Origin of the sequence: Amycolatopsis coloradensis, assembly GCF_037997115.1 — a bacterium.
In the GTDB taxonomy this organism is placed as follows: Bacteria; Actinomycetota; Actinomycetes; order Mycobacteriales; family Pseudonocardiaceae; genus Amycolatopsis; species Amycolatopsis coloradensis_A.
Genome location: NZ_CP150484.1, coordinates 4111060 through 4129263, shown reverse-complemented (window position 1 = coordinate 4129263; position 18204 = coordinate 4111060). Strand labels below are relative to the sequence as shown.

The window sequence follows — 18204 nt, the reverse complement described above, 5'->3', positions numbered from 1 at the left end:
GAAGCGAGGGTCAGGCGTCGAGGATTTCGGCGACCAGGCCACGGACGCGGCGGTCGATCTCGTCACGGATCGGGCGGACGGCGTCGACACCCTGGCCCGCGGGATCCTCCAGCGGCCAGTCGAGGTAGCGCTTGCCGGGGAACACCGGGCAGGTGTCACCACAACCCATCGTGATCACCACATCGGACGCTTCGACGTCCTCAGTGGACAGCTTGCTCGGCACCTCGGCGGTGATGTCCAATCCCCACTCGGCCAGCGCGGCGGCGGCAGCGGGATTCACCTTGTCCGCGGGTTCGGAACCCGCGGACCGGACGGCGATCCTGCCGAGCGAGTAGTGCTGCAGCAACGCGGCGGCCAGCTGGGAGCGGCCGGCGTTGTGCACGCACACGAACAGCACCTCGGGCTTGCGGGTCATGCGTGTCTGCCTTTCTGCGGTGATCAGTCGATGAGTTCGTCGAGCAGGTGCCGGACGCGGCGGGGGGTCATGACGTCTCCAGGGGGCACGGCCGGGCAGCTGGATTGAAGTATCTCGATCCAAATTGAAGAGACTGGATCGAGTTTTGTCAATTCAAGCGGTAGGCTGGGCCTGTGACGAGCGAGAACGGACGCACCCGGACGCCGGTCGCGGTGACCCTGTTGATGGCCGAGCCCGCGGCGGTCGTCGATCCCGGAGACGCCGAGACGGCCGCGAAGCTGTTCAAGGCGCTGTCGGATCCCGTCCGGATCCGTCTGCTGTCACTGGTGCGGCACTCCCCCGGCGGCGAGGCGTGTTTCTGCGACCTCGCCGAGGAGTTCGACATGCCCCAGCCCTCGCTCAGCCATCACCTGCGCGTCCTGGTCTCCGCCGGCATCCTCGAACGGGAACGGCGTGGCACCTGGAGCTGGTACAGCGTCGTCCCCGAGCCGCTCGAAACGCTGGGGACCCTGCTCCGCTCGGGCGGGCCGCTCGCCGACCGGCCCGCCCGGCTCACCGAGACCAGGTGCTGAACAACCGGTCCAGCGCCGAGCGGGTTTCTTCGGCCATGGCGCGATAGATCACCAGCCGCTGATCCTGATCCTGAAGCGGCGTGAGCACTTCGTAATGCAGGTCCAGCTCGCCGGCCTCGGGATGCCGCAACGCCTTGCGCCCGCGGCCGTTGACCTTGACGTCGCGTTCGGCCCACAGCCGCGCGAATTCCCGGTCGGCGGTGAAGTCGGCGATGAGGTCGATCAAGGCCTGATCGTCCGGATGCGCGGCCCAGGCGGCGCGCAGATGGGCGATCCCCTCCCGCACGACCCGTTCCCGGTCCGCGTAGAACTCGCGCACCACGGGATGCTTGAGGCACAACCACATCGCATTGCGCTCCGACGGCGGCAACGTGGCGAAGTCCACCAGCAGCCTGGCCATTTCGTCGTTCCAGGCCAGGATGTCGTAACGATGGTTCAGCAGCATCGCGGGCAGCGGCGACAGATCGGCGACCAGCCTGGCCAGCGGCGGCGCCGCCGTGGTGGCGAGCTTGCCGGCGTCGCGAGGTCGCCGCCGGGCCAGGTCGAACAGGTAGGCGCGTTCGTCGGGGGCCAGGCGCAATGCCCGCGCCAGCGCTTCCACCACTTCCGCCGAGGGACGCAGCCCGCGTGCCTGTTCCAGACGCACGACGTAGTCGATGCTGACCCCGGCCAGTTCGGCGACCTCTTCGCGGCGCAGCCCCGGGGTCCGCCGGGACCGACGGCGCGACGGCAGGCCGAATTCGTCCGGGTCCAGGCGTTCACGCCGGGTCCGCAGGAACGCGGCCAGCTCCTGGGTCGTGTCCACGGTGCGGGTCGTCATGTCCGGTCCAACAGCCTGGGTGGGACCGGTGTTCCCAGGATGTCTTCTCCCTTATCCCCTGCTCGCGGCGGTCGCAGACTCCTCTTCGACAACGGATCACGAGCACAGGAGGACACGATGCCGCTCACCCTCGACACCTATCGGCTGCTGGGCCGGTCCGGGCTGCGAGTGTCCCCGCTGGCGCTGGGCGCGGCGACGTTCGGCACCGAATGGGGCTGGGGCGCGGAGCAGGATGAGGCCCGCGAACTGTTCGACACCTACGTCGAACGCGGCGGCAACTTCATCGACACCGCCAGCACCTACACGAGCGGCAGCTCCGAACGGCTGCTGGGCGAATTCGCCAGGAGCAACCGCGAAAGCCTTGTGCTGGCGACGAAGTACACGACACTGCGCAGGCCGGGAGACCCGAACTCCGGCGGCGGGCAGCGCAAAAGCCTGTTCGCTTCGGTGGAAGCCAGCCTGCGGCGGCTGAACACGGACTACCTTGACCTGCTTTACCTGCACCTGTGGGATTTCACGACGCCGGTCGAGGAGATCCTACGCGGGATGGACGATCTGGTCCGGCAGGGCAAGCTCCTGTACGTGGCGATCTCCAACGCGCCGGCCTGGGAGGTTTCGCGGATGCAGGCGATCGCCGACCTGCGCGGCTGGTCACCGCTGGTCGCGCTGCAGATCGAGTACAACCTGATCGAGCGCACCGGGGAACGCGACCTGATCCCCATGGCACGCGAGATGGGGCTGGGCGTGGTCCCCTGGTCACCGCTGGCGGGCGGCGTGCTCACCGGGAAGTACAGCCGGGACGACGTGACCGCGGTGCCGTCCGAGAACGGCACCCGCAAGAACTTCACCTTGGCCTTGGGCACGCTCACCGAACGCAACCTCGCGATCGTGGACGTGGTGAAGGAGGTCGCCGCGGAGCTCGGCCGCAGCCCCGCCCAGATCGGGCTGGCCTGGACCCTGCTGAACCCGGGCGTGACGGCACCGATCATCGGCGCCCGCACACCCGCCCAGCTGGAGGAGAACCTCGGCGCGCTGGAGGTCGAATTCACCGGCTCGCACCTGGCCCGCCTCGACGAGGCCAGCGCGATCGATCTCGGTTTCCCGCACGAGATGCTCTCCCGTGACACGACCCTCGCGCTGACCCGCGGCGACATGACGATCGAACCGCGCCGCTGACCTCGCCGTGGTCGTGAGTGGCGTTTCGCGACGAGCGCCACTCACGACCAGCCGGACCAGATTCCCGAGCCGACGGGAACGATTCCCCTACCTGCCGGGAAAAGCCCGAACTCAGCCTTCGGTCACCGGCCGGCAAGAAGGTGACGTGGTCTGGGCCGAATTCGCGGGGGGCGAGGTGCGGCGAGAGTCGACTGGTTCACCGAGCACGGCTACCGGGACGTCCGGCAGGCCCGGTGGCACAACGAAGGCGAAGGCGACTTCCTGGTCGCGGGATCCCGGGTCCTGGCGGGTTCGGGGTTCCGCACCGACCGCCGGGCACACGACGAGTGCGCGGAATTCTTCGGTGTGCCGGTGGTGGGCCTGTCCTTGACCGACCCACGCTGCTGCCACCTGGACACCGCGCTCACCGTCCTCGACGACGACACGATCACGTACTTCCCGGAGGCCTTCACCGAAGACGGCCGGCGGCGGCCTCGAACAGCTGTACCCGGACGCCGTCATCGCCTCGGCCGCAGACGCCGCGGCGTTCGGCTTGAACGCGGTTTCCGACGGACGGCACGTCGTCCTGCCGCAGGCCGCGACGGGATTGATCGCGCGGCTCCGGGAGCGCGGGTTCGAGACGATCGGCGCCGACCTTTCGGAGCTGCTCAAGGGCGGCGGGAGCGTCAAGTGCTGCACGCCGGCACTGCGTCCCGCGCCATGATCAGATCTGCGCGACGCGGCCGAAGCAACGCGTTCAGTTGCGGATGATCCTCCGTTCCGTGGCGACGGCCACCGCACCGGCACGGCTGTCGACGCCGAGTTTGTCGTAGATATGGACCAGGTGTGTCTTCACCGTGGCTTCGGAGATGAACAGCCGCGCGGCGATCTGCCGGTTGATCAACCCTTCCGCCACCAACTGCACGATCTCGGTCTCACGAGGGCTCAACGCGGGCGCCGGTGCCCGCATGTGCCCGAAGAGCCGGGCCGCGACCTGAGGTGCCAGCACGGTCTCACCGCGCGCGGCCGCGTGGATGCCCTTGAAGAGGTCCTCGGGCGGCCCCGCCTTGAGCAGGTAGCCGGTGGCGCCGGCGGCCACCGCCCTGGTGATGTCCAGCTCGGCGTCGTAGGTGGTGAGCACCAGCACCTTCGGCGGCTCCGGCAGAGTGGTCAGGCGTTCGGTGGCATTCACGCCGTCCGGGCCGTCGCCGAGCTGCAGGTCCATCAGCACGACGTCCGGCTTCTCCGCGCCGGCGAACAGCACGGCCTCATCGGCCCCCGCGCATTCGCCGATCACCTCGAAGCCGGGCTCGCCTGCCAGCAGTGCGGCGATTCCCGCCCGCACCACCGGATGATCGTCGACGATCAGTACCCGGACGGTCATCGAACCTCCCTGGTGGGCACGGCGACGGCGAGCGCGGTGCCCTCTCCCGGCGCGCTCTCGACGACCATCTCACCACCGAGTTCGGCGAGCCGCTCGCTGATCATCCGCAGCCCGTTCCCCCGGTCGCCGCTCGCGCGAGTCGACGCCGGATCGAAGCCGACACCGTCGTCACGGATGTCGAGGACGACCTTGTCCGCCAGGTAGGTCAGCGTGACGGCCGCTTTCGTCGCCCTGGCGTGCTCGCTGACGTTCGCCAGCGCGCCCTGCGCGACCCGGAGCAGACCTGCCTCCACCTCGGGTGACAGCGGATAGGGGTCTCCGCTGGTCTCGAAGCGCACAGCGTGCATGGCGGCGAACATGACCTGCTCGGCGAGATCCTTCAACGTCTCGACGAGATCCCCGGCGTCGAGCCGCGGTGACCCGAGGCCTTTGACGAACCGGCGCGCTTCGGCGAGGTTGTCCCCCGCCGCCTCGACGGCGCGGGACACATGGCCTTTCGCCAGTTCCGGGTCCGTGTCCCACGACCGCTGTGCCGCCTGCAGCAGCATCCGCGTACTCGAGATCCCCTGGGCGAGGGCGTCATGGATCTCTCGCGCCAGCCGCTCCCGTTCCTGCATCATCCCGGCCAGTCGCTGGCTCTGCGCGAGATCGACCCTGGCACCCAGGAGTGCCTTGACGGCTTCCCCCAGCTTCCTCCGGTCCCCGTCGAGTTGCAGGAACGTCATCGTGGCCATCAGCGCGACCGCGATGGGCGCGAGCACGAGGCTCGGATCGAACCCGCTCGCGATCCTCAGCTGGGCCAGGATGGTCGCGGCGGTCAGCAGGACCACCACCGCGATCATCATCCGCGGGCGCAGCATCTGCAGGCAGACGAAGAACAACGGTACGGCGCACCAGGCGAAACTCGGCGCGGCCACCACCAGCGCGAGCCAGACCGCGATCACCGCCGTCAACCACACCGGCCGCCACCGGTCGAGCACTTCCCAGCTCAGCACACCCGCCACGTAGACCAGCGCGAGCGCGCCGGTGAGCACGAGGATCAACGGTGTGGCGCCGCTCAACCCGTGCCCCGCGACGAACCTGGCCACCGACGCGGCGAGCAGCAGGAAGAACCCGGCATGCATCGCGGCGGTCAGCCGGGTGGCCGCGCCGAGGTGCGATTTCATCCGGTCCTCCCTTCGTCGCCGATGATCGTAAGCAGGGAGGCGGGGTGCCCCGCATCAATCGTTCGGTTGATGCCCCTACCGATCACTCGACGTCCGATCGATGTCCACTCTCCCGATTCGCCGGGCCCCGCCGGCCGGGAAAGTCGTAGGGGAAAGCAACACCTCCTCACCGCAAAGGAAATCCGATGAACGCCAAGCTCCCCCGCACTCGTCTCATCCTCGGCATGACGGCCGGTCTCGCGACCGTCGCGCTGGCCACCGGGGTGGGCGCGGCGCAGGCACAGGACCACAAGCCGCAGCGGCCCGCCCAGCAGTCCGTCGTGCAGACGAGCGTGCTCAGCGTCGACGCCGCCACCCGCGCCGCGCAGGCCACGCTGGACGCAGCCGAGAAGGAGGGCCAGCGGATCACCGTGGCCGTGGTTGACCGCTCGGGTGACGTGCGTGTGCTGCTCAAGGGCGACGGCGCCGGGCCGCAGACGGAAGAGTCCGCCAAGCGCAAGGCCTTCACCGCGGTCTCCTTCGGACAGCCCACGTCCGCGCTGGCCAAGAACGCCCAGGGCGACGGCCCGACCATCCGCGACATCCCCGGCACGCTCTTCCTCGGCGGCGGTGTGCCGGTCGCCGCGAACGGCGGCCCGATCGCCGGGATCGGTGTCGGCGGCGCGCCCAGCGGCGACCTCGACGAGCGCTTCGCCACGGCCGGGCTGCGCGCCATCGGGGAACTTCGCTGATGATCGGTGAGCGGGCGATCGTGGCGTTGCTCGCCGCCTTCGTGCTCGGTGCCTGCTCACCGCAGGCACCGAGCGCACCACCCCAGACGGCGCCGAGCACCGCCCCGCCGCCCGCCTCGTCCCAGCCGCCCCGCCAAGGAGTCCCCGTGAGCCAACTCTTCGAAGCCGACGTGAACCGCGTCCGGCAGGCCGTCGACGCGGGCGCCGACCTGGAAACCCGTGACGATCACGGCCGGACCCCGTTGCTCGTCGCCGTCACCGAGAACCGCGTCGACGTCGCCGAAGTCCTCGTCAAAGCGGGCGCCGACCCGAACGCGCTCGACGGGCGGCACGACACGCCGTGGCTCGTCACCGGAGTCACCGGCAACGTCCCGATGGCGAAGCTGCTGCTTGAGGCCGAGCCGGACCTGACCATCACCAACCGGTACGGCGGTGTCTCGCTGATCCCCGCCTCCGAACGCGGGCACGCCGAGTACGTGCGGTTGGTGGCCAGCAGCGGGATCAACGTCGACCACGTGAACGACCTCGGCTGGACCGCCTTGCTGGAAGCGGTCATCCTCGGCGACGGCGGGCCGCGTCACCAGGAAGTGGTCCGGGCGCTCGTCGCCGCCGGGGCCGACGTGAACCTCGCCGACAAGCAGGGCGTCACTCCCCTCGCGCACGCTCGGGCCAAAGGCCAGACGGCCGTCGCCCGGGTCCTCACCGAAGCGGGCGCACGCTGACCGCCACTCACGAAGTCCGTGAAGGCAAAGGGCTATCGGGCCAGGTAGTCGTGCCGATGATGGGTGTCCCTATTTCCACACACCCATCACGCTCGGTCACCGCGGGCCGCCCACCGCCGCCGGAGGTGGCCTCACATCCGGCGGCCGTGTCTCGTCGTACCCGGGACAGCGCACGAGACCCAGGGGGCGAATTCCCATGAACGAACGCACGCACGGCCCGCTCGACCCGGCGTTGAAGGCGATCGTGAGTGAACGGCGTCAGCTGATCGGGCTCGCGTATCGCCTGGTCGGCTCGCTTTCCGAGGCCGAGGACGTGGTGCAGGAGACCTACACCCGCTGGTACGCCTTGTCCCCAGCACAGCGGGAAGCGATCGACTCCCCCGGCGCCTGGCTGACGACTGTCGCCGGTCGCATCTGCCTGGACTTCCTCGGCTCGGCCCGCGCACGGCGGGAACGCTACGTCGGCGAGTGGCTCCCCGAACCCTTGCCGGGACATGTCGCAGGGACGACCCTGCGTCCGCCCACCGACGATCCGGCCGACCGAATCACCCTCGACGAGTCGATCAACATGGCCTTTCTCGTCGTGCTCGAGTCGCTGACACCGGCCGAGCGGGTCGCGTTCGTCCTGCACGACGTCTTCCGCTACCCCTTCGCCGAGGTCGCGGAGATCGTCGGCCGCACCCCGGCGGCCTGCCGCCAGCTGGCCACCTCCGCCCGCCGCCGCATCCGCGCGACGCGGCTCGTGCCCGTCCCGATCGCCCGGCAGGCCGACCTCGTCAAGGAGTTCAAGAAGGCGTGGGACGCCAAGGACATCGAAGCCCTCATCGGTCTCCTCGATCCGGACGTCAAGGCGGCCAGTGACGGCGGAGGTGTCGTCAGGGCCGCGCTGCATCCGTTCGAAGGGCGCGAGGAGGTGGCGTCCTATCTCATTTCGGTGGCGCATCTGACGTCCGGTCTCGACCTGGTTGAGCGGGATGTCAACGGCCGGCCCGGCCTCGTGCTCCAGCAGGCCGGGCGGACCGTCGCCGTCTTCGCGTTCCACGTCGCCGACGACCGCATCCAGCGCATCTGGGGGATGCGGAACCCGGAGAAACTCCGGCCGTGGGCCGACGCCTGACCGCTACGCCGCTAAGGCGCCGAGTTGCCGCAGCTGGGTGAGGACGTCGACGACACCCCAGATCTCGGCGACGCGCCCTCCGGCGAAGCGGAGGATGAAGATCTCGCTGTAGGAAACCGGCTTCCCGGTGGCGGGCATCCCCCTGAACTCGCCCCGGTGGGTGCCGGTGACGGTGTTCCGGCAGACGATCTTGTCGCCGTCGGCGAGCACGTCCTCGGCCGTGACCCGCAGATCGGGGAACGCGCGCAGCAGCACCGTCCACACCTGTTTCAGTGCCTGCGCCCCTGTTGTCTCCATCGGCACCGGCGCGTGGAACACCACGTCCGGTGCGACGACCTCGTCGATCGTCTTCTCGATGACGTCGAGGTCGCCGCTGTTGGTCGCGTCGTGAAAGCAGCCGAACACCGCCCGGTTGCGTGCTGTCTCAGTGGCGGTCATGCGAACTGGCCGACCCGGTAGTCGCCGCCGGGGTTCTGGACGATGGCGTTCACCCGGTTGAAGGCGTTGATCAGCGAGATCACCCCGACCAGCGCGGCGAGCTGGTCCTCGTCGAAGTGCTTGGCGGCGTTCGCCCACGCCTCATCGGTGACGCCGCCCCCGTCGGCCATCCGGCAGGCCTGTTCGGTCACCTCCAGCGCGGCACGCTCGGCCTCGGTGAAGACGTTCGCCTCCCGCCACACGGCGACCAGGTTGATCCGCACATCCGTTTCGCCCGCGGCGGCGGCTTCCTTGGTGTGGATGTCCAGGCATACCGCGCATCCGTTGATCTGGCTCGCGCGCATCCGGACCAGCTCCTGGATCGTGAGCGACAGCGGTGAATCGGCGAGTCCCCTCCCCGCCGAGATGATGGTCCTCATGAACTTTCCGCCGACCTTGTTGCCGAAGTAGTCGAGCCTGGCGTTCATCGCGATCTCCTTTGCCTCGGTGGTGTTCTGCCCAACCGACGACACGGCACCGCGAAATGTGAGCCCAGCCCCGAAAACGCCGTGTGGAGGGCGGACCTGGCACGGTCTCGCCCTCCACACGGGGATTTCGCCGAGCGCGATGGGGATCGGCGAGTTGCGGAGGACGTCGGCGAAGCCGTCGACATGCTCGGACAGCACCGGTTCCTCGACGAACATCAGCCGGTACGGCTCCAGTTCACGCAGCAGGACCTTGGCCATCGGCTTGTGCACGCGGCCGTGAAAGTCCACTCCGATGCCGATGTTCGGGACCGACCGCCTGCCGCACCGCGTCCACATTGGCCACACAGCGGTCGACCTTGTCCCAGGTGTCCAGATAGGACAGTTCCTCGGTGCCGTTCATCTTCACCGCGCTGAATCCGCGGTCAACCACCTCACGCGCGGCGCGGGCGGTCTCGGCGGGCCGGTCGCCGCCGATCCACGAGTACACCTTAGTTCTTCTCGCGCACCCGGCCGCCGAACAGTTCGTGGACCGGGACGCCGAGTGCTTTGCCCTTGATGTCCCACAGGGCCTGGTCGATCCCGGCCAGCGCGCTCATGTGGATACCACCGCCGCGATAGAACCCGCCGCGGTAGAGGACCGTCCACAGATCCTCGATCCGCGAGGGATCCTTGCCGATCAGGTAATCGGAAAGCTCTTCCACGGTGGCGGCCACCGAAGCGGCCCGGCCCTCCAGGACCGGTTCACCCCAGCCGGTGACGCCCTCGTCGGTCTCGATCTTCAGGAACGACCAGCGCGGCGGCACCTGGTATGTCGTCATTGACACGATCTTCATGGGTTTCTTCCTTAGTCCTGGTGCCAGATCTCAGAGAATTCGCGAGCACGGGCGCCGACCGCGTCCGCGCCGTCACCCGGCCGGCAGAGGCAGGAGCCCAGCCCCGCCCCGGCGGCGGCCCAGTCCGCCAGGTTCGTTTCGTCGACGCCGCCGACCGGCAGCAGCGTGACCTCGCGCGGCAGCACGGCGCGCCACGCCTTCATGCCCCCGATCCCGACGGCGCCGGCGGGGAACAGCTTGAGATTCCGTGCGCCCGCGGCCACCGCGGCGAAGGCTTCGGTGGGCGTGGCCACACCGGGATACGGTGTCATCCCCTCGGCCACGGCGGCGGAGATCACCGCGCTGCCGGGTTCACGGGGCGCGGAGATGCGCTCCCGCGTCGGGCACCGGATGCCGTTGACCCGCACCGGTGTCGGCATGGCGCTGCTGCTGGACTCCGTGCCGGAGTGGCGGGAGCTGTACCTGGCCGAGACCCCGGCGGAACCCGGCCGGGTGCGCCCGGAGGACGTCGACGCGTTCCTGGCGAGGATGCGCGAGTGCGGAGTCCGGGGTGGCGATGGACCTGGAGGACAACGAACCGGGGATCCGCTGTGTCGCGGCGCCGATCCGGGACGCCACCGGCGCGATCGCCGGCGCCATCAGCGTTTCGGCGACCCGGCCGTACATGCCCGCCGCCCGGATGCGCGGTCTGAACCGCGTCGTCGGCCGTGCGGCGCGCCAGGTCTCCGCCGGCCTCGGCCACCGCGAACCCTGAGGAACGGTCCTTCAAACGCCCAAGGCGCCCACGAGCAACGCGCTCACCGCGTCACGGTTGGCGGGGACGTCTTCCCAGCGCAGCCTCCGGCCCGCTTCGACCACCACCCCGAAACCCGCGTGCACGAGCACCCTCGCCTGGCGCTGGCCGAGTTCCGGCCGCGCCGCCCGCAATTCCCGTTCCCAGACGGCGATGTGCTCGCGCTGCGCACTGACCAAGGGCCGCTGCAGAGCCGCGGGAAGGCCCGCCAGCTCGGCGTTGGCGACGCTCGTGAGCGCGGTGTGCTCGAAGCTGTACGCCACATACGTCCGCGCCAGTGCGAGCAGAGCAAGGCTCGGGTCGTCGACACCGCGAAGGTTCTGTTCCACCGCCTGGGCAAGAATCCCCGCGGCCTGCAGGCACGCGGCGGCGAGAATGTCTGCCTTACCGGGGAAATACCGGTAGAGCGCGGACGGCACCAACCCCACGGCTTCGGCGATCCGGCCGTTCGTGACGTTGGCGAACCCGTCCTGTTCGAACAACGGGATGGCGGCCGCGATGATCTCCGAACGCCTGGTGCGCGACACCGGACCTGAGGGCAGCTCGACGGCGTGCGTGCCCGCGCCGCCCGTCGCCGGGTCGGTCGCGGCCACCCGCAGCGCCGACTCCACCAGCACCTCTTCGCCCCGGCGCTGGGCGATCGACGTGCGGTGCATCGTGATGGACCCGATCACGCCGAGCGCGGCCACGGCCCGCAGGCCCGCGTCGGGGAGCGGGTACTCCCGCCGCACCGCTTCGNCGCCGAGCGCGGCCACGGCCCGCAGGCCCGCGTCGGGGAGCGGGTACTCCCGCCGCACCGCTTCGGTCACCCGGTCCACGACCTGCCCGAACTTCAGCGCCAGCGAGTGCCGGTCTTCGCGATCGAGGTACCGGGATTCCCAGCGGTACAGGCCGCTCGACGCGCGATGGGTGACCGTGCCCCGCGTGACGGCGGCGAGCACGTCCACCAGCGGCGCGCCGGGCGCGACCTCGTCGAGGGTGGCGACGAGCCGGTCGGCCATGACGTTCGCGCACGCGGCGAACAGCGCGTACTTGTTCGGGAAGTGCCGGTAGAGGGCCGCCGCGGTGATGCCCACGTCGGCGGCGATCTCCTCCATCGACGCCGCGTGGTAGCCGTGTTCGCTGAAGATCCGCCCGGCCGCGTCGACGATCGTCTGCTTGCGGTTACGGGGCCGGACGGCCGCGGTCGAGTCGGCGCTCATCGCGGGTGCCGAGCGGCTGCGGACGGGAACGGGGCCATGCGGGGAAGTCAACCACGAACCGGATCACCGCCACGGGAACTCTACGGGGAGAACGGCGTCCCGATGTGATTCCCGATTAACTTATGGGTTCTCAACCGGCGGTTTGGCATGCATACTGGCCTCGCGACCAGTCCCGTTCCGACACCTGAGGATGGCCATGTCGACCGCTTCGGCTCCCGCCTCGTCCTTCCGGCACCACTGGATGGCGCACGCGGCGACGCACGCGATGATGCGACCGGACAAGCCCGCCCTGCGGTACCTCGGGGAGACGACCACCTGGGCGGAGCTCTCCCGGCGGTCCTTGCGGTTGGCCGCCGGTCTCGCCGCACGAGGTGTCGCCGAAGGCCATCGGGTGGCCACGCTGACCCTGAATCACCCGTGGTTCGTGGAAACCGTGTTCGCGGCGAACAGCCTGGGCGCCATGGCCGTCCCGCTCAGCTTCCGGCTCGCACCGGCGGAACTCGACTACATCCTGGCCGACTGCGCGCCCTCCGCCATCGTCGTCGACGAGCGGCTTCTGCCCCTGCTCGACGCCGCGCCGAACGCGGCGTCGATCGGGACGGTGCTCGTCCTCGGCGAGTCGTACGAGGAATTCCTGACCGCGCACGAACCGCTGGAACCGCCGGACGTCAGCGAGGAGTCGACGGCACTGATCATGTACACCTCGGGCACCACCGGCAGGCCGAAAGGGGTGATGCTGTCCCATCGCAATCTGCAGATGCAGGCGATCACCTGCATCCGGGCGATGAAGATCTTCGACGACACCGACGTCGCCTTCCTGACCGCGCCCTTCTTCCACATCGCGGGCCTGGGGTCGATCGTGGCGAACTTCCTGGTCGGCGGCGTGGTCGTGATCCATCCACTGGGCGCCTTCGATCCGCGCGCGGTGCTCGACGCCTACGAACGCGAAGGCGCCACCGTGGTGTTCAACGTTCCCCAGCAATGGGACCTGATCTGCGCCCGGCCGGATATCGCCGAGCGTGACCTGAAACTGCGGATCATCAGCTGGGGTGCGGCTCCCGCGACCAGGGCGACGCTCCTCGCCATGGCCGAAAAGTTCCCCGGCGCCCTCAACGTCGCCGTGTTCGGCCAGACCGAGACCTCCCCGATCACCTGCGTCCTCAGCGGCGAGGACTCGATCCGCAAACTCGGCTCCGTCGGCAAACCGATCCCGACCCTCCAGTACCGCGTCGTGGACGACGACATGAACGACGTCGCACCGGGAGAGGTGGGAGAGATCGTCTATCGCGGTCCGACGGTGACCAAGGGGTATTGGAAGAAACCGCGGGAGACCGCGGAAGCCTTTTCCGGTGGCTGGTTCCACTCCGGCGATTTGGTTTCCCAGGACGAAGACGGCTTCATCCGGGTGGTCGACCGCAAAAAGGACATGATCATCAGCGGCGGCGAGAACATCTATTGCGCCGAACTGGAGAATGCGATCTCCGCGCATCCATCGGTACGGGAGGTCGCCGTGATCGGCCGGGCCGACGAGCGCTGGGGCCAGGTGCCGGTCGTGTTCGTCACCACCCCGCCGGACACCGCACCGTCCTTGGCGGAACTGAACGAATTCCTCGACGGCAGGCTCGCGTCCTTCAAAATGCCCAAGGACCTCGTGGTGGTCCCCGAACTCCCGCGCAACGCGGGCGGGAAAGTGGTCAAGGGTTCGCTTCGCGACCTGGACGGGAAACGCGCACATCACTAGCGAATCACTCATCGGATGCCTACCAAGGAAGTTAGGTCAGTAAATGAGCGATCTCAGCAGGAGGAATGTTCTGTCCCTCGGTGTCGCCCTGGGGCTGGTCGGCGCGGCGAGCGTGGCACCGGCCTGGGGTGCGACACAGACCGGCTCGGCCGCCGACCCGTGGTGGGTCTGGGACGACGAAATCGACCGCATCATGGCGAGGGTCCTCGAAGCGGGCCAGGTTCCGGCGGTCAACACCGCGATGGGATCCTGGGTGGACAACAACGATCCGCTGCCCGGTGGCCTGCCCGCCGATCTGGCGGGCCACCTCCAGCGCGTCCACAAGCTCCCGTCCTGGGCCGACCCCGCGAAGCTGCGCCGCGCGGCCGATTTCAACCGGCGCAAGGACACGTACCTGTTCATGCTGTACGGGCTCGGCAGCGGCATCATGAGCACCGTCATCCCGCGTGAGGCCAAATCGGTCTACTGGTCCGCGGGCGGGGCCGACATGCAGGACCGCGCGGCCAAGACGTTCACCTTCGGCTACGACCTGAGCGACCTCAACGCTTTCGAGCCCGACGGCCAGTTCGTGGTCACCGCCAACAAGACCCGGCTCGTGCACGCCGCGGTGCGGCATCTGCTGCCGCAGTCGGCGCACTGGAAGGCCGTCGCGGACGAGCGGATCCCGATCAGCAACGGCGACATCCTGGTCACCTTCCACAGCCTCGGCACCTACGTGCACCGGAAGCTGCGCGAGTGGAAGGTGCCGATGTCGGCCGCCGACGAGGAGGCCTTCCTCCACATGTGGCAGGTCGCCATCCACCTGCTCGGCGTGCGGGAGGAGTTCATCCCGAAGACGTGGGCCGCCGCGCACGCGCAGTCGGCACAGGTGCTCACTCCCATCCTTTCCCCGTCACACGAAGGAAAAGAGCTGGCCGAAGAGCTGCTCGGGCTGACCGCGCAGATCGATCTGGGCGTCACTCGCGGATTCCTCAACGAATTCGTGCGCTACGTGCTGAGCGACGCGATCGGCGACTGGCTCGGCCTGCGCCGCGATTACGCGTCCGCCGCCCTCATCCGCACCGCGTGGCCCGCCTACATCGCCTTCCGCGAGGGCTTGATCCCCGTCATGCCCGCCGGCTTCTTCATGTTCGACCAGCTGGTGCGCGCGCTGGCGATGTTGTTCCTCAACAAGGGCACCTCGCCGACGACCACCCCCATCACGATCCCCACCGGGAACCGGCCGGGAGCCTGACCGCACCGCCGCCTCGTGAGTGGTAAGGACGGTTCTAACCGTTCTTACCACTCACGAGCCAGAAACCCTGCTCGACATGACAATTTTCCGCGTCTCAGTAGTTTCCACGACGCGCGCCCCGACGGGATCCCGCTATATCTGGGAATCCGTTCCGGCCTCGGAACGGTTCTCCCGAGAGGACATGCGCGATGAAGCGTGGATCACAGTGGGGCGCCGCGGTTCTCAGTGCGGTGACCGCACTTGTCGTGGCGGCGGTACCGGCCGCCGCCGAAGAGAGTCCCTATGCCCGCGGCCCGGCGCCGACGAAAGCCAGTATCGAAGCGGATCGTGGCTCGTTCCAGACCGCCACCGAGAAAGTCCCGGCCGGGCAGGGTTTCGGAGGCGGGACGATCCACTACCCGACCGACACCGCCCAGGGCACGTTCGGCGCGATCGCGATCGCGCCCGGCTTCCTGGAGTCGGAGGCGGCGATCGCCTGGTACGGCCCGCGGCTGGCTTCCCAGGGTTTCGTCGTCATCACGTTCTCGACCAAGAGCACCTGGGACACCCCGGACAAGCGCTCCGACCAGCTGCTCGCGGCGCTGCGTTACGTCACCGACTCGAGCCAGGCCAAGAGCCGCGTCGACCGGGACAGGCTGGCCGTCATGGGGCATTCGATGGGCGGCGGCGGGGCGTTGATCGCGTCGCAGAAGGCGCCCACGTTGAAGGCGGCCATCCCGCTGACGGGCTGGAATCCGAACACGACGTTCTCCGACCTGAAGGTTCCCACCTTCGTCGTCAGTGCCCAGAACGACTTCATCGCCCCGGACGGCTCCCACTCCCGGCCGTTCTACCAAAGCCTTCCCGCGTCGCTGGACAAGGCGTACATGCTGCTGGCCGGGGCAGGCCACATGGCGCCCACGAACCCGAACGTGACCATCGCGAAGTACAGCCTTTCGTGGCTGAAACGCTTCGTGGACCACGACACCAGGTACGACCAGTTCCTGTGCCCGCTTCCGGCGAACGACCCGAAGATCGCCGTATACCAGGGAACCTGCCCGATCGGCTGACCCTCCGTCCCGCGGCCGCTGTGCTCCCCCGAGGTCACAGCGGCCCGCGGGCGGCGTCACGCTGCTCGACCCAGACGGCCAGCTGGGTCCGGTTGACGAAGTCGAGCTTGTGCGAGATGTGCTGCAGATGCGTCTCCACCGTGCGCCGGGCGATGACCAGCCTCGCCGCGATCTCCCGGTTGCTCAGCCCGGCCGCCACGAGCCGCGCGATCTCCGATTCGCGGGGCGTCAGCGGCGCGAGCATGGCCGGTTCGCCTATCGGCACGGACGGCGGACCGCTCAAGGCGTCATGTGGGTTCCGCCGCCGCCCCTCGGCGAACGCGGCCTGGAACCGCCCCTCCCCCAAGGCATCCCGGGTGGCCTGGTGGAACATCCGGTGGCTCATGGTGACGGCCACGTCGGGTTCGGCACCGCAGCGGTCCCAAAGCGTGGCGGCCGTCCCGAACAGTTCCGCCGCACGCACCCAATCCTCGCGCCGTGCGGCCACCCAGGCCAGGCCGTCCACCCGGTATGCCGCGGACAGCACGTCGGAGGCGCGGAGGTCGATCTCCAGCGCGGCGCGGATGCAGCGTTCCCCTTCGTCGAGGTCTCCGCCGAAACAGACCTCGGCGACCCCCAGTCCGAACAAGGCCATGGAGCGATACCGGTGCTCCCCCGCTTCCTCGCACAGACGGCGCATCGAGCCCAGCAGCGCCCGCGCTCCCGGAAGATCCCCTCGATAGGCCAGGGCGACCCCCTGGATGAACATCGGGTGCATCTGACGTCGTACGTCGCCTCGCTCACCGAACAGCCGCACGGCCTCAGCCGCACGGAACATGCTGTTCGGTTCGGTCGACAGCATTCTCACGAAGGCACTCGCGTGTGCGATGTAGGGAGCCGCGTCTTCGTCCTCAATCGCCTCGGCGGCGGCCAGCCGCCGCCGGGCACGCGGCAGGTCCGCGTGCAGCGCGGCGCACAGGGCCGCGATCGCCAGCCCCCTGGCCCGCCCCTGGGTCTCCGGCGGTGCCACGTCGAGCGCGCGATCGATCCAGTCCCGCAGTTCCCAAGCCGCACCGCGGGCCACCCAGTATTCGATCGTGCCGGTGGCCATCTCCAGCGCCACCGAGCTTTCACCGGGAGCGCGAAGCGACCACGACAACGCTTCCCGGATGTCGGCGTGGGCGGCCATCAGGCGCTCGTAGGCCTCGTCCTGTCCCGGCCCGAACCAGGCGTCGGCGGCCTGGGCGATAAGCCGGGCATAGTGGTCACGGTGCTTCCTCGCCACGGTGAGCTCATCGCCGGAAGCGGCGAGCCGCCGTCCGCCGTATTCGCGGAGGAGCCGGAGCATCCGGTAGTGGACCTTGTCCGTGCCGTCGATCCGGGCCAGCACCGACTTGTCGACCAAACCGTCCACCGCGTCCAGTACGGCCAGGGAGCCCAGACCGCCGTCCTCGGCACAGACGGCCTCGACTGCGGACAGCTCGAACTGCCCCGCGAACACCGAACAGCGTGCCCAGACGAGCCGCTCGGTCTCGGTGCAGAGGGAGTGACTCCACTCGATCGTGGCGCGAAGCGTCCGATGCCGCTCGACGGGCATCCGGAGGCCGCTGGCCAGCACCGCCGAGTTCTTCTCGACCCGATCGGCGATCTGCGACGGCGACAAGGCACGGATCCGGGCCGCCGCCAGTTCGATCGCCAGCGGCAATCCGTCGAGGCCACGGCAGAGGCGCACGACATCCGCGACATTGCCTTCGGTGACCTCGAACGCGGGCAGGACGTTGGCGGCACGCTCCGCGAACAGCCGTACCGCGCCGAACGTGAGCGCCGCTTCGGCTGTGGTGATCTCGTCGTCGGGCACGGCCAAGGGCGGGAGCGTCAGAACCTGCTCACCGGCGAGCCCCAGAGAGCAGCGGCTGGTGGCCAGGACCACGAGGTCCCGGCAGTCGCGCAGCAACGCCGTCACCAGGCCCACACTGCCGTCGCGGAGATGCTCGCAGTTGTCCAGCAACAGCAACGACCGCCGGGGACGCAGATACGCGACGACGGCGTCCAGGTCGGTGTGGCCCGCCTTGTCGTGCAGGCCGAGGCTGTCGGCGACCGCACGCGGGACGAGCCGTTCGTCTCGCAACTCTCCCAGCCCGGCGACGGCGACGCCGCCGGGGAAGTCCCGGGTGAGCGAACTGGCCACCTGAGCGGCCAACCGGGTCTTGCCCACCCCGCCGGCGCCGGTCAAGGTCACCAGACGCCCCACGCCGAGCAGCCGCCGGACCTCGTTTTCGTCTTCCGCACGGCCGACGTAACTCGTCAGGGGCCGCCGCCGGACGTCACTGTCGCTCGTCATTGTCGTCATCACCCGCCGAACCGTTGATCCCTATCGAAGCATGTC

General features: G+C 69.2%; 21 protein-coding genes and 1 pseudogene. 10 read left to right on the top strand and 12 right to left on the bottom strand.

All coding sequences use genetic code 11. The features are described 5' to 3' along the window. Positions 1-10: 10 nt before the first annotated feature. Positions 11-415, bottom strand: a complete 405-nt coding sequence (locus LCL61_RS19325) for an arsenate reductase ArsC (RefSeq protein WP_340688132.1) — start codon at positions 413-415, stop codon at positions 11-13. A 173-nt stretch (positions 416-588) separates the two neighbouring features. Between LCL61_RS19325 and LCL61_RS19320 the strand changes: the two genes are divergently transcribed. Beyond that, a complete protein-coding gene (locus LCL61_RS19320) occupies positions 589-987 on the top strand; it encodes a metalloregulator ArsR/SmtB family transcription factor (protein WP_340688131.1) in 399 nt (132 codons plus the stop codon). Here LCL61_RS19320 and LCL61_RS19315 read toward each other — a convergent pair. Continuing rightward, positions 968-1807 (bottom strand): helix-turn-helix transcriptional regulator, encoded by an 840-nt coding sequence (locus LCL61_RS19315; RefSeq protein WP_340688130.1) that lies wholly within the window; start codon positions 1805-1807, stop codon positions 968-970. The two genes, LCL61_RS19320 and LCL61_RS19315, sit on opposite strands and share 20 nt — an antisense overlap. A gap of 117 nt (positions 1808-1924) precedes the next feature. Here LCL61_RS19315 and LCL61_RS19310 point away from each other — a divergent pair, with 117 nt between their 5' ends. Both LCL61_RS19310 and LCL61_RS19305 read left to right on the top strand, forming a co-directional pair. Continuing rightward, entirely contained in the window at positions 1925-2983 is a 1059-nt protein-coding gene (locus LCL61_RS19310; protein ID WP_340688129.1) for an aldo/keto reductase, read from the top strand. A gap of 532 nt (positions 2984-3515) precedes the next feature. Continuing rightward, a complete protein-coding gene (locus LCL61_RS19305) occupies positions 3516-3686 on the top strand; it encodes a hypothetical protein (protein WP_340688128.1) in 171 nt (56 codons plus the stop codon). A gap of 33 nt (positions 3687-3719) precedes the next feature. Here LCL61_RS19305 and LCL61_RS19300 read toward each other — a convergent pair whose 3' ends face one another. Continuing rightward, positions 3720-4346, bottom strand: a complete 627-nt coding sequence (locus LCL61_RS19300) for a response regulator transcription factor (protein ID WP_340688127.1) — start codon at positions 4344-4346, stop codon at positions 3720-3722. After that, on the bottom strand, positions 4343-5512 hold the full coding sequence (locus LCL61_RS19295; protein WP_340688126.1) for a sensor histidine kinase: 1170 nt from the start codon (positions 5510-5512) through the stop codon (positions 4343-4345). Before LCL61_RS19295 ends, LCL61_RS19300 begins: the two co-directional genes overlap by 4 nt. Before the next feature lie 185 nt (positions 5513-5697). On the opposite strand from LCL61_RS19295, the gene LCL61_RS19290 reads away from it, so the two are divergent. From LCL61_RS19290 to sigJ, 3 genes are all read left to right on the top strand, one after another. Beyond that, positions 5698-6243: a heme-binding protein gene (locus LCL61_RS19290; protein ID WP_340688125.1), complete on the top strand. Its 546-nt coding sequence runs from the start codon at positions 5698-5700 to the stop codon at positions 6241-6243. After that, a complete protein-coding gene (locus LCL61_RS19285) occupies positions 6243-6965 on the top strand; it encodes an ankyrin repeat domain-containing protein (RefSeq protein ID WP_340688124.1) in 723 nt (240 codons plus the stop codon). The genes LCL61_RS19290 and LCL61_RS19285 overlap by 1 nt, the downstream gene beginning before the upstream one ends. Before the next feature lie 196 nt (positions 6966-7161). Next, positions 7162-8082 (top strand): RNA polymerase sigma factor SigJ, encoded by a 921-nt coding sequence (gene sigJ / locus LCL61_RS19280; RefSeq protein WP_340688123.1) that lies wholly within the window; start codon positions 7162-7164, stop codon positions 8080-8082. 3 nt (positions 8083-8085) lie between these two features. Here the strand turns inward: sigJ and LCL61_RS19275 are convergent, their stop codons facing one another. From LCL61_RS19275 to LCL61_RS19250, 6 genes and pseudogenes are all read right to left on the bottom strand, one after another. After that, positions 8086-8520: an ester cyclase gene (locus LCL61_RS19275; protein ID WP_340688122.1), complete on the bottom strand. Its 435-nt coding sequence runs from the start codon at positions 8518-8520 to the stop codon at positions 8086-8088. Continuing rightward, a complete protein-coding gene (locus LCL61_RS19270) occupies positions 8517-8987 on the bottom strand; it encodes a carboxymuconolactone decarboxylase family protein (protein ID WP_034311532.1) in 471 nt (156 codons plus the stop codon). Before LCL61_RS19270 ends, LCL61_RS19275 begins: the two co-directional genes overlap by 4 nt. 183 nt (positions 8988-9170) lie before the next feature. Next, a pseudogene (locus LCL61_RS19265) lies at positions 9171-9245 on the bottom strand (hypothetical protein); the annotation flags it as partial. Beyond that, positions 9223-9474: a hypothetical protein gene (locus LCL61_RS19260; protein ID WP_340688121.1), complete on the bottom strand. Its 252-nt coding sequence runs from the start codon at positions 9472-9474 to the stop codon at positions 9223-9225. The gene LCL61_RS19260 and the pseudogene LCL61_RS19265, both read right to left, overlap by 23 nt. 1 nt (position 9475) lies before the next feature. Continuing rightward, the gene (locus LCL61_RS19255) at positions 9476-9820 is read right to left on the bottom strand and encodes a hypothetical protein (RefSeq protein WP_340688120.1); all 345 of its coding nucleotides are present in this window, start codon (positions 9818-9820) and stop codon (positions 9476-9478) included. A gap of 11 nt (positions 9821-9831) precedes the next feature. Continuing rightward, positions 9832-10239, bottom strand: a complete 408-nt coding sequence (locus LCL61_RS19250) for a hypothetical protein (protein ID WP_340688119.1) — start codon at positions 10237-10239, stop codon at positions 9832-9834. Between the two features lie 137 nt (positions 10240-10376). Here LCL61_RS19250 and LCL61_RS19245 point away from each other — a divergent pair, with 137 nt between their 5' ends. After that, on the top strand, positions 10377-10574 hold the full coding sequence (locus LCL61_RS19245; RefSeq protein ID WP_340688625.1) for an IclR family transcriptional regulator domain-containing protein: 198 nt from the start codon (positions 10377-10379) through the stop codon (positions 10572-10574). An 11-nt stretch (positions 10575-10585) separates the two neighbouring features. Here LCL61_RS19245 and LCL61_RS19240 read toward each other — a convergent pair whose 3' ends face one another. Next, complete coding sequence (locus LCL61_RS19240; protein WP_340688118.1) at positions 10586-11815, bottom strand: TetR/AcrR family transcriptional regulator; 1230 nt, start codon at positions 11813-11815, stop codon at positions 10586-10588. A gap of 196 nt (positions 11816-12011) precedes the next feature. Here LCL61_RS19240 and LCL61_RS19235 point away from each other — a divergent pair, with 196 nt between their 5' ends. From LCL61_RS19235 to LCL61_RS19225, 3 genes are all read left to right on the top strand, one after another. Next, the gene (locus LCL61_RS19235) at positions 12012-13556 is read left to right on the top strand and encodes an AMP-binding protein (RefSeq protein ID WP_340688117.1); all 1545 of its coding nucleotides are present in this window, start codon (positions 12012-12014) and stop codon (positions 13554-13556) included. Between the two features lie 43 nt (positions 13557-13599). Then, a complete protein-coding gene (locus tag LCL61_RS19230) occupies positions 13600-14790 on the top strand; it encodes an oxygenase MpaB family protein (RefSeq protein WP_340688116.1) in 1191 nt (396 codons plus the stop codon). A 188-nt stretch (positions 14791-14978) separates the two neighbouring features. Continuing rightward, positions 14979-15839 carry a dienelactone hydrolase family protein gene (locus tag LCL61_RS19225; RefSeq protein WP_340688115.1) on the top strand — a complete coding sequence of 287 codons (861 nt, stop codon included), beginning with the start codon at positions 14979-14981 and terminating at the stop codon, positions 15837-15839. 34 nt (positions 15840-15873) lie between these two features. Here the strand turns inward: LCL61_RS19225 and LCL61_RS19220 are convergent, their stop codons facing one another. Beyond that, a complete protein-coding gene (locus LCL61_RS19220) occupies positions 15874-18159 on the bottom strand; it encodes an ATP-binding protein (protein WP_340688114.1) in 2286 nt (761 codons plus the stop codon). Positions 18160-18204 lie beyond the last annotated feature (45 nt).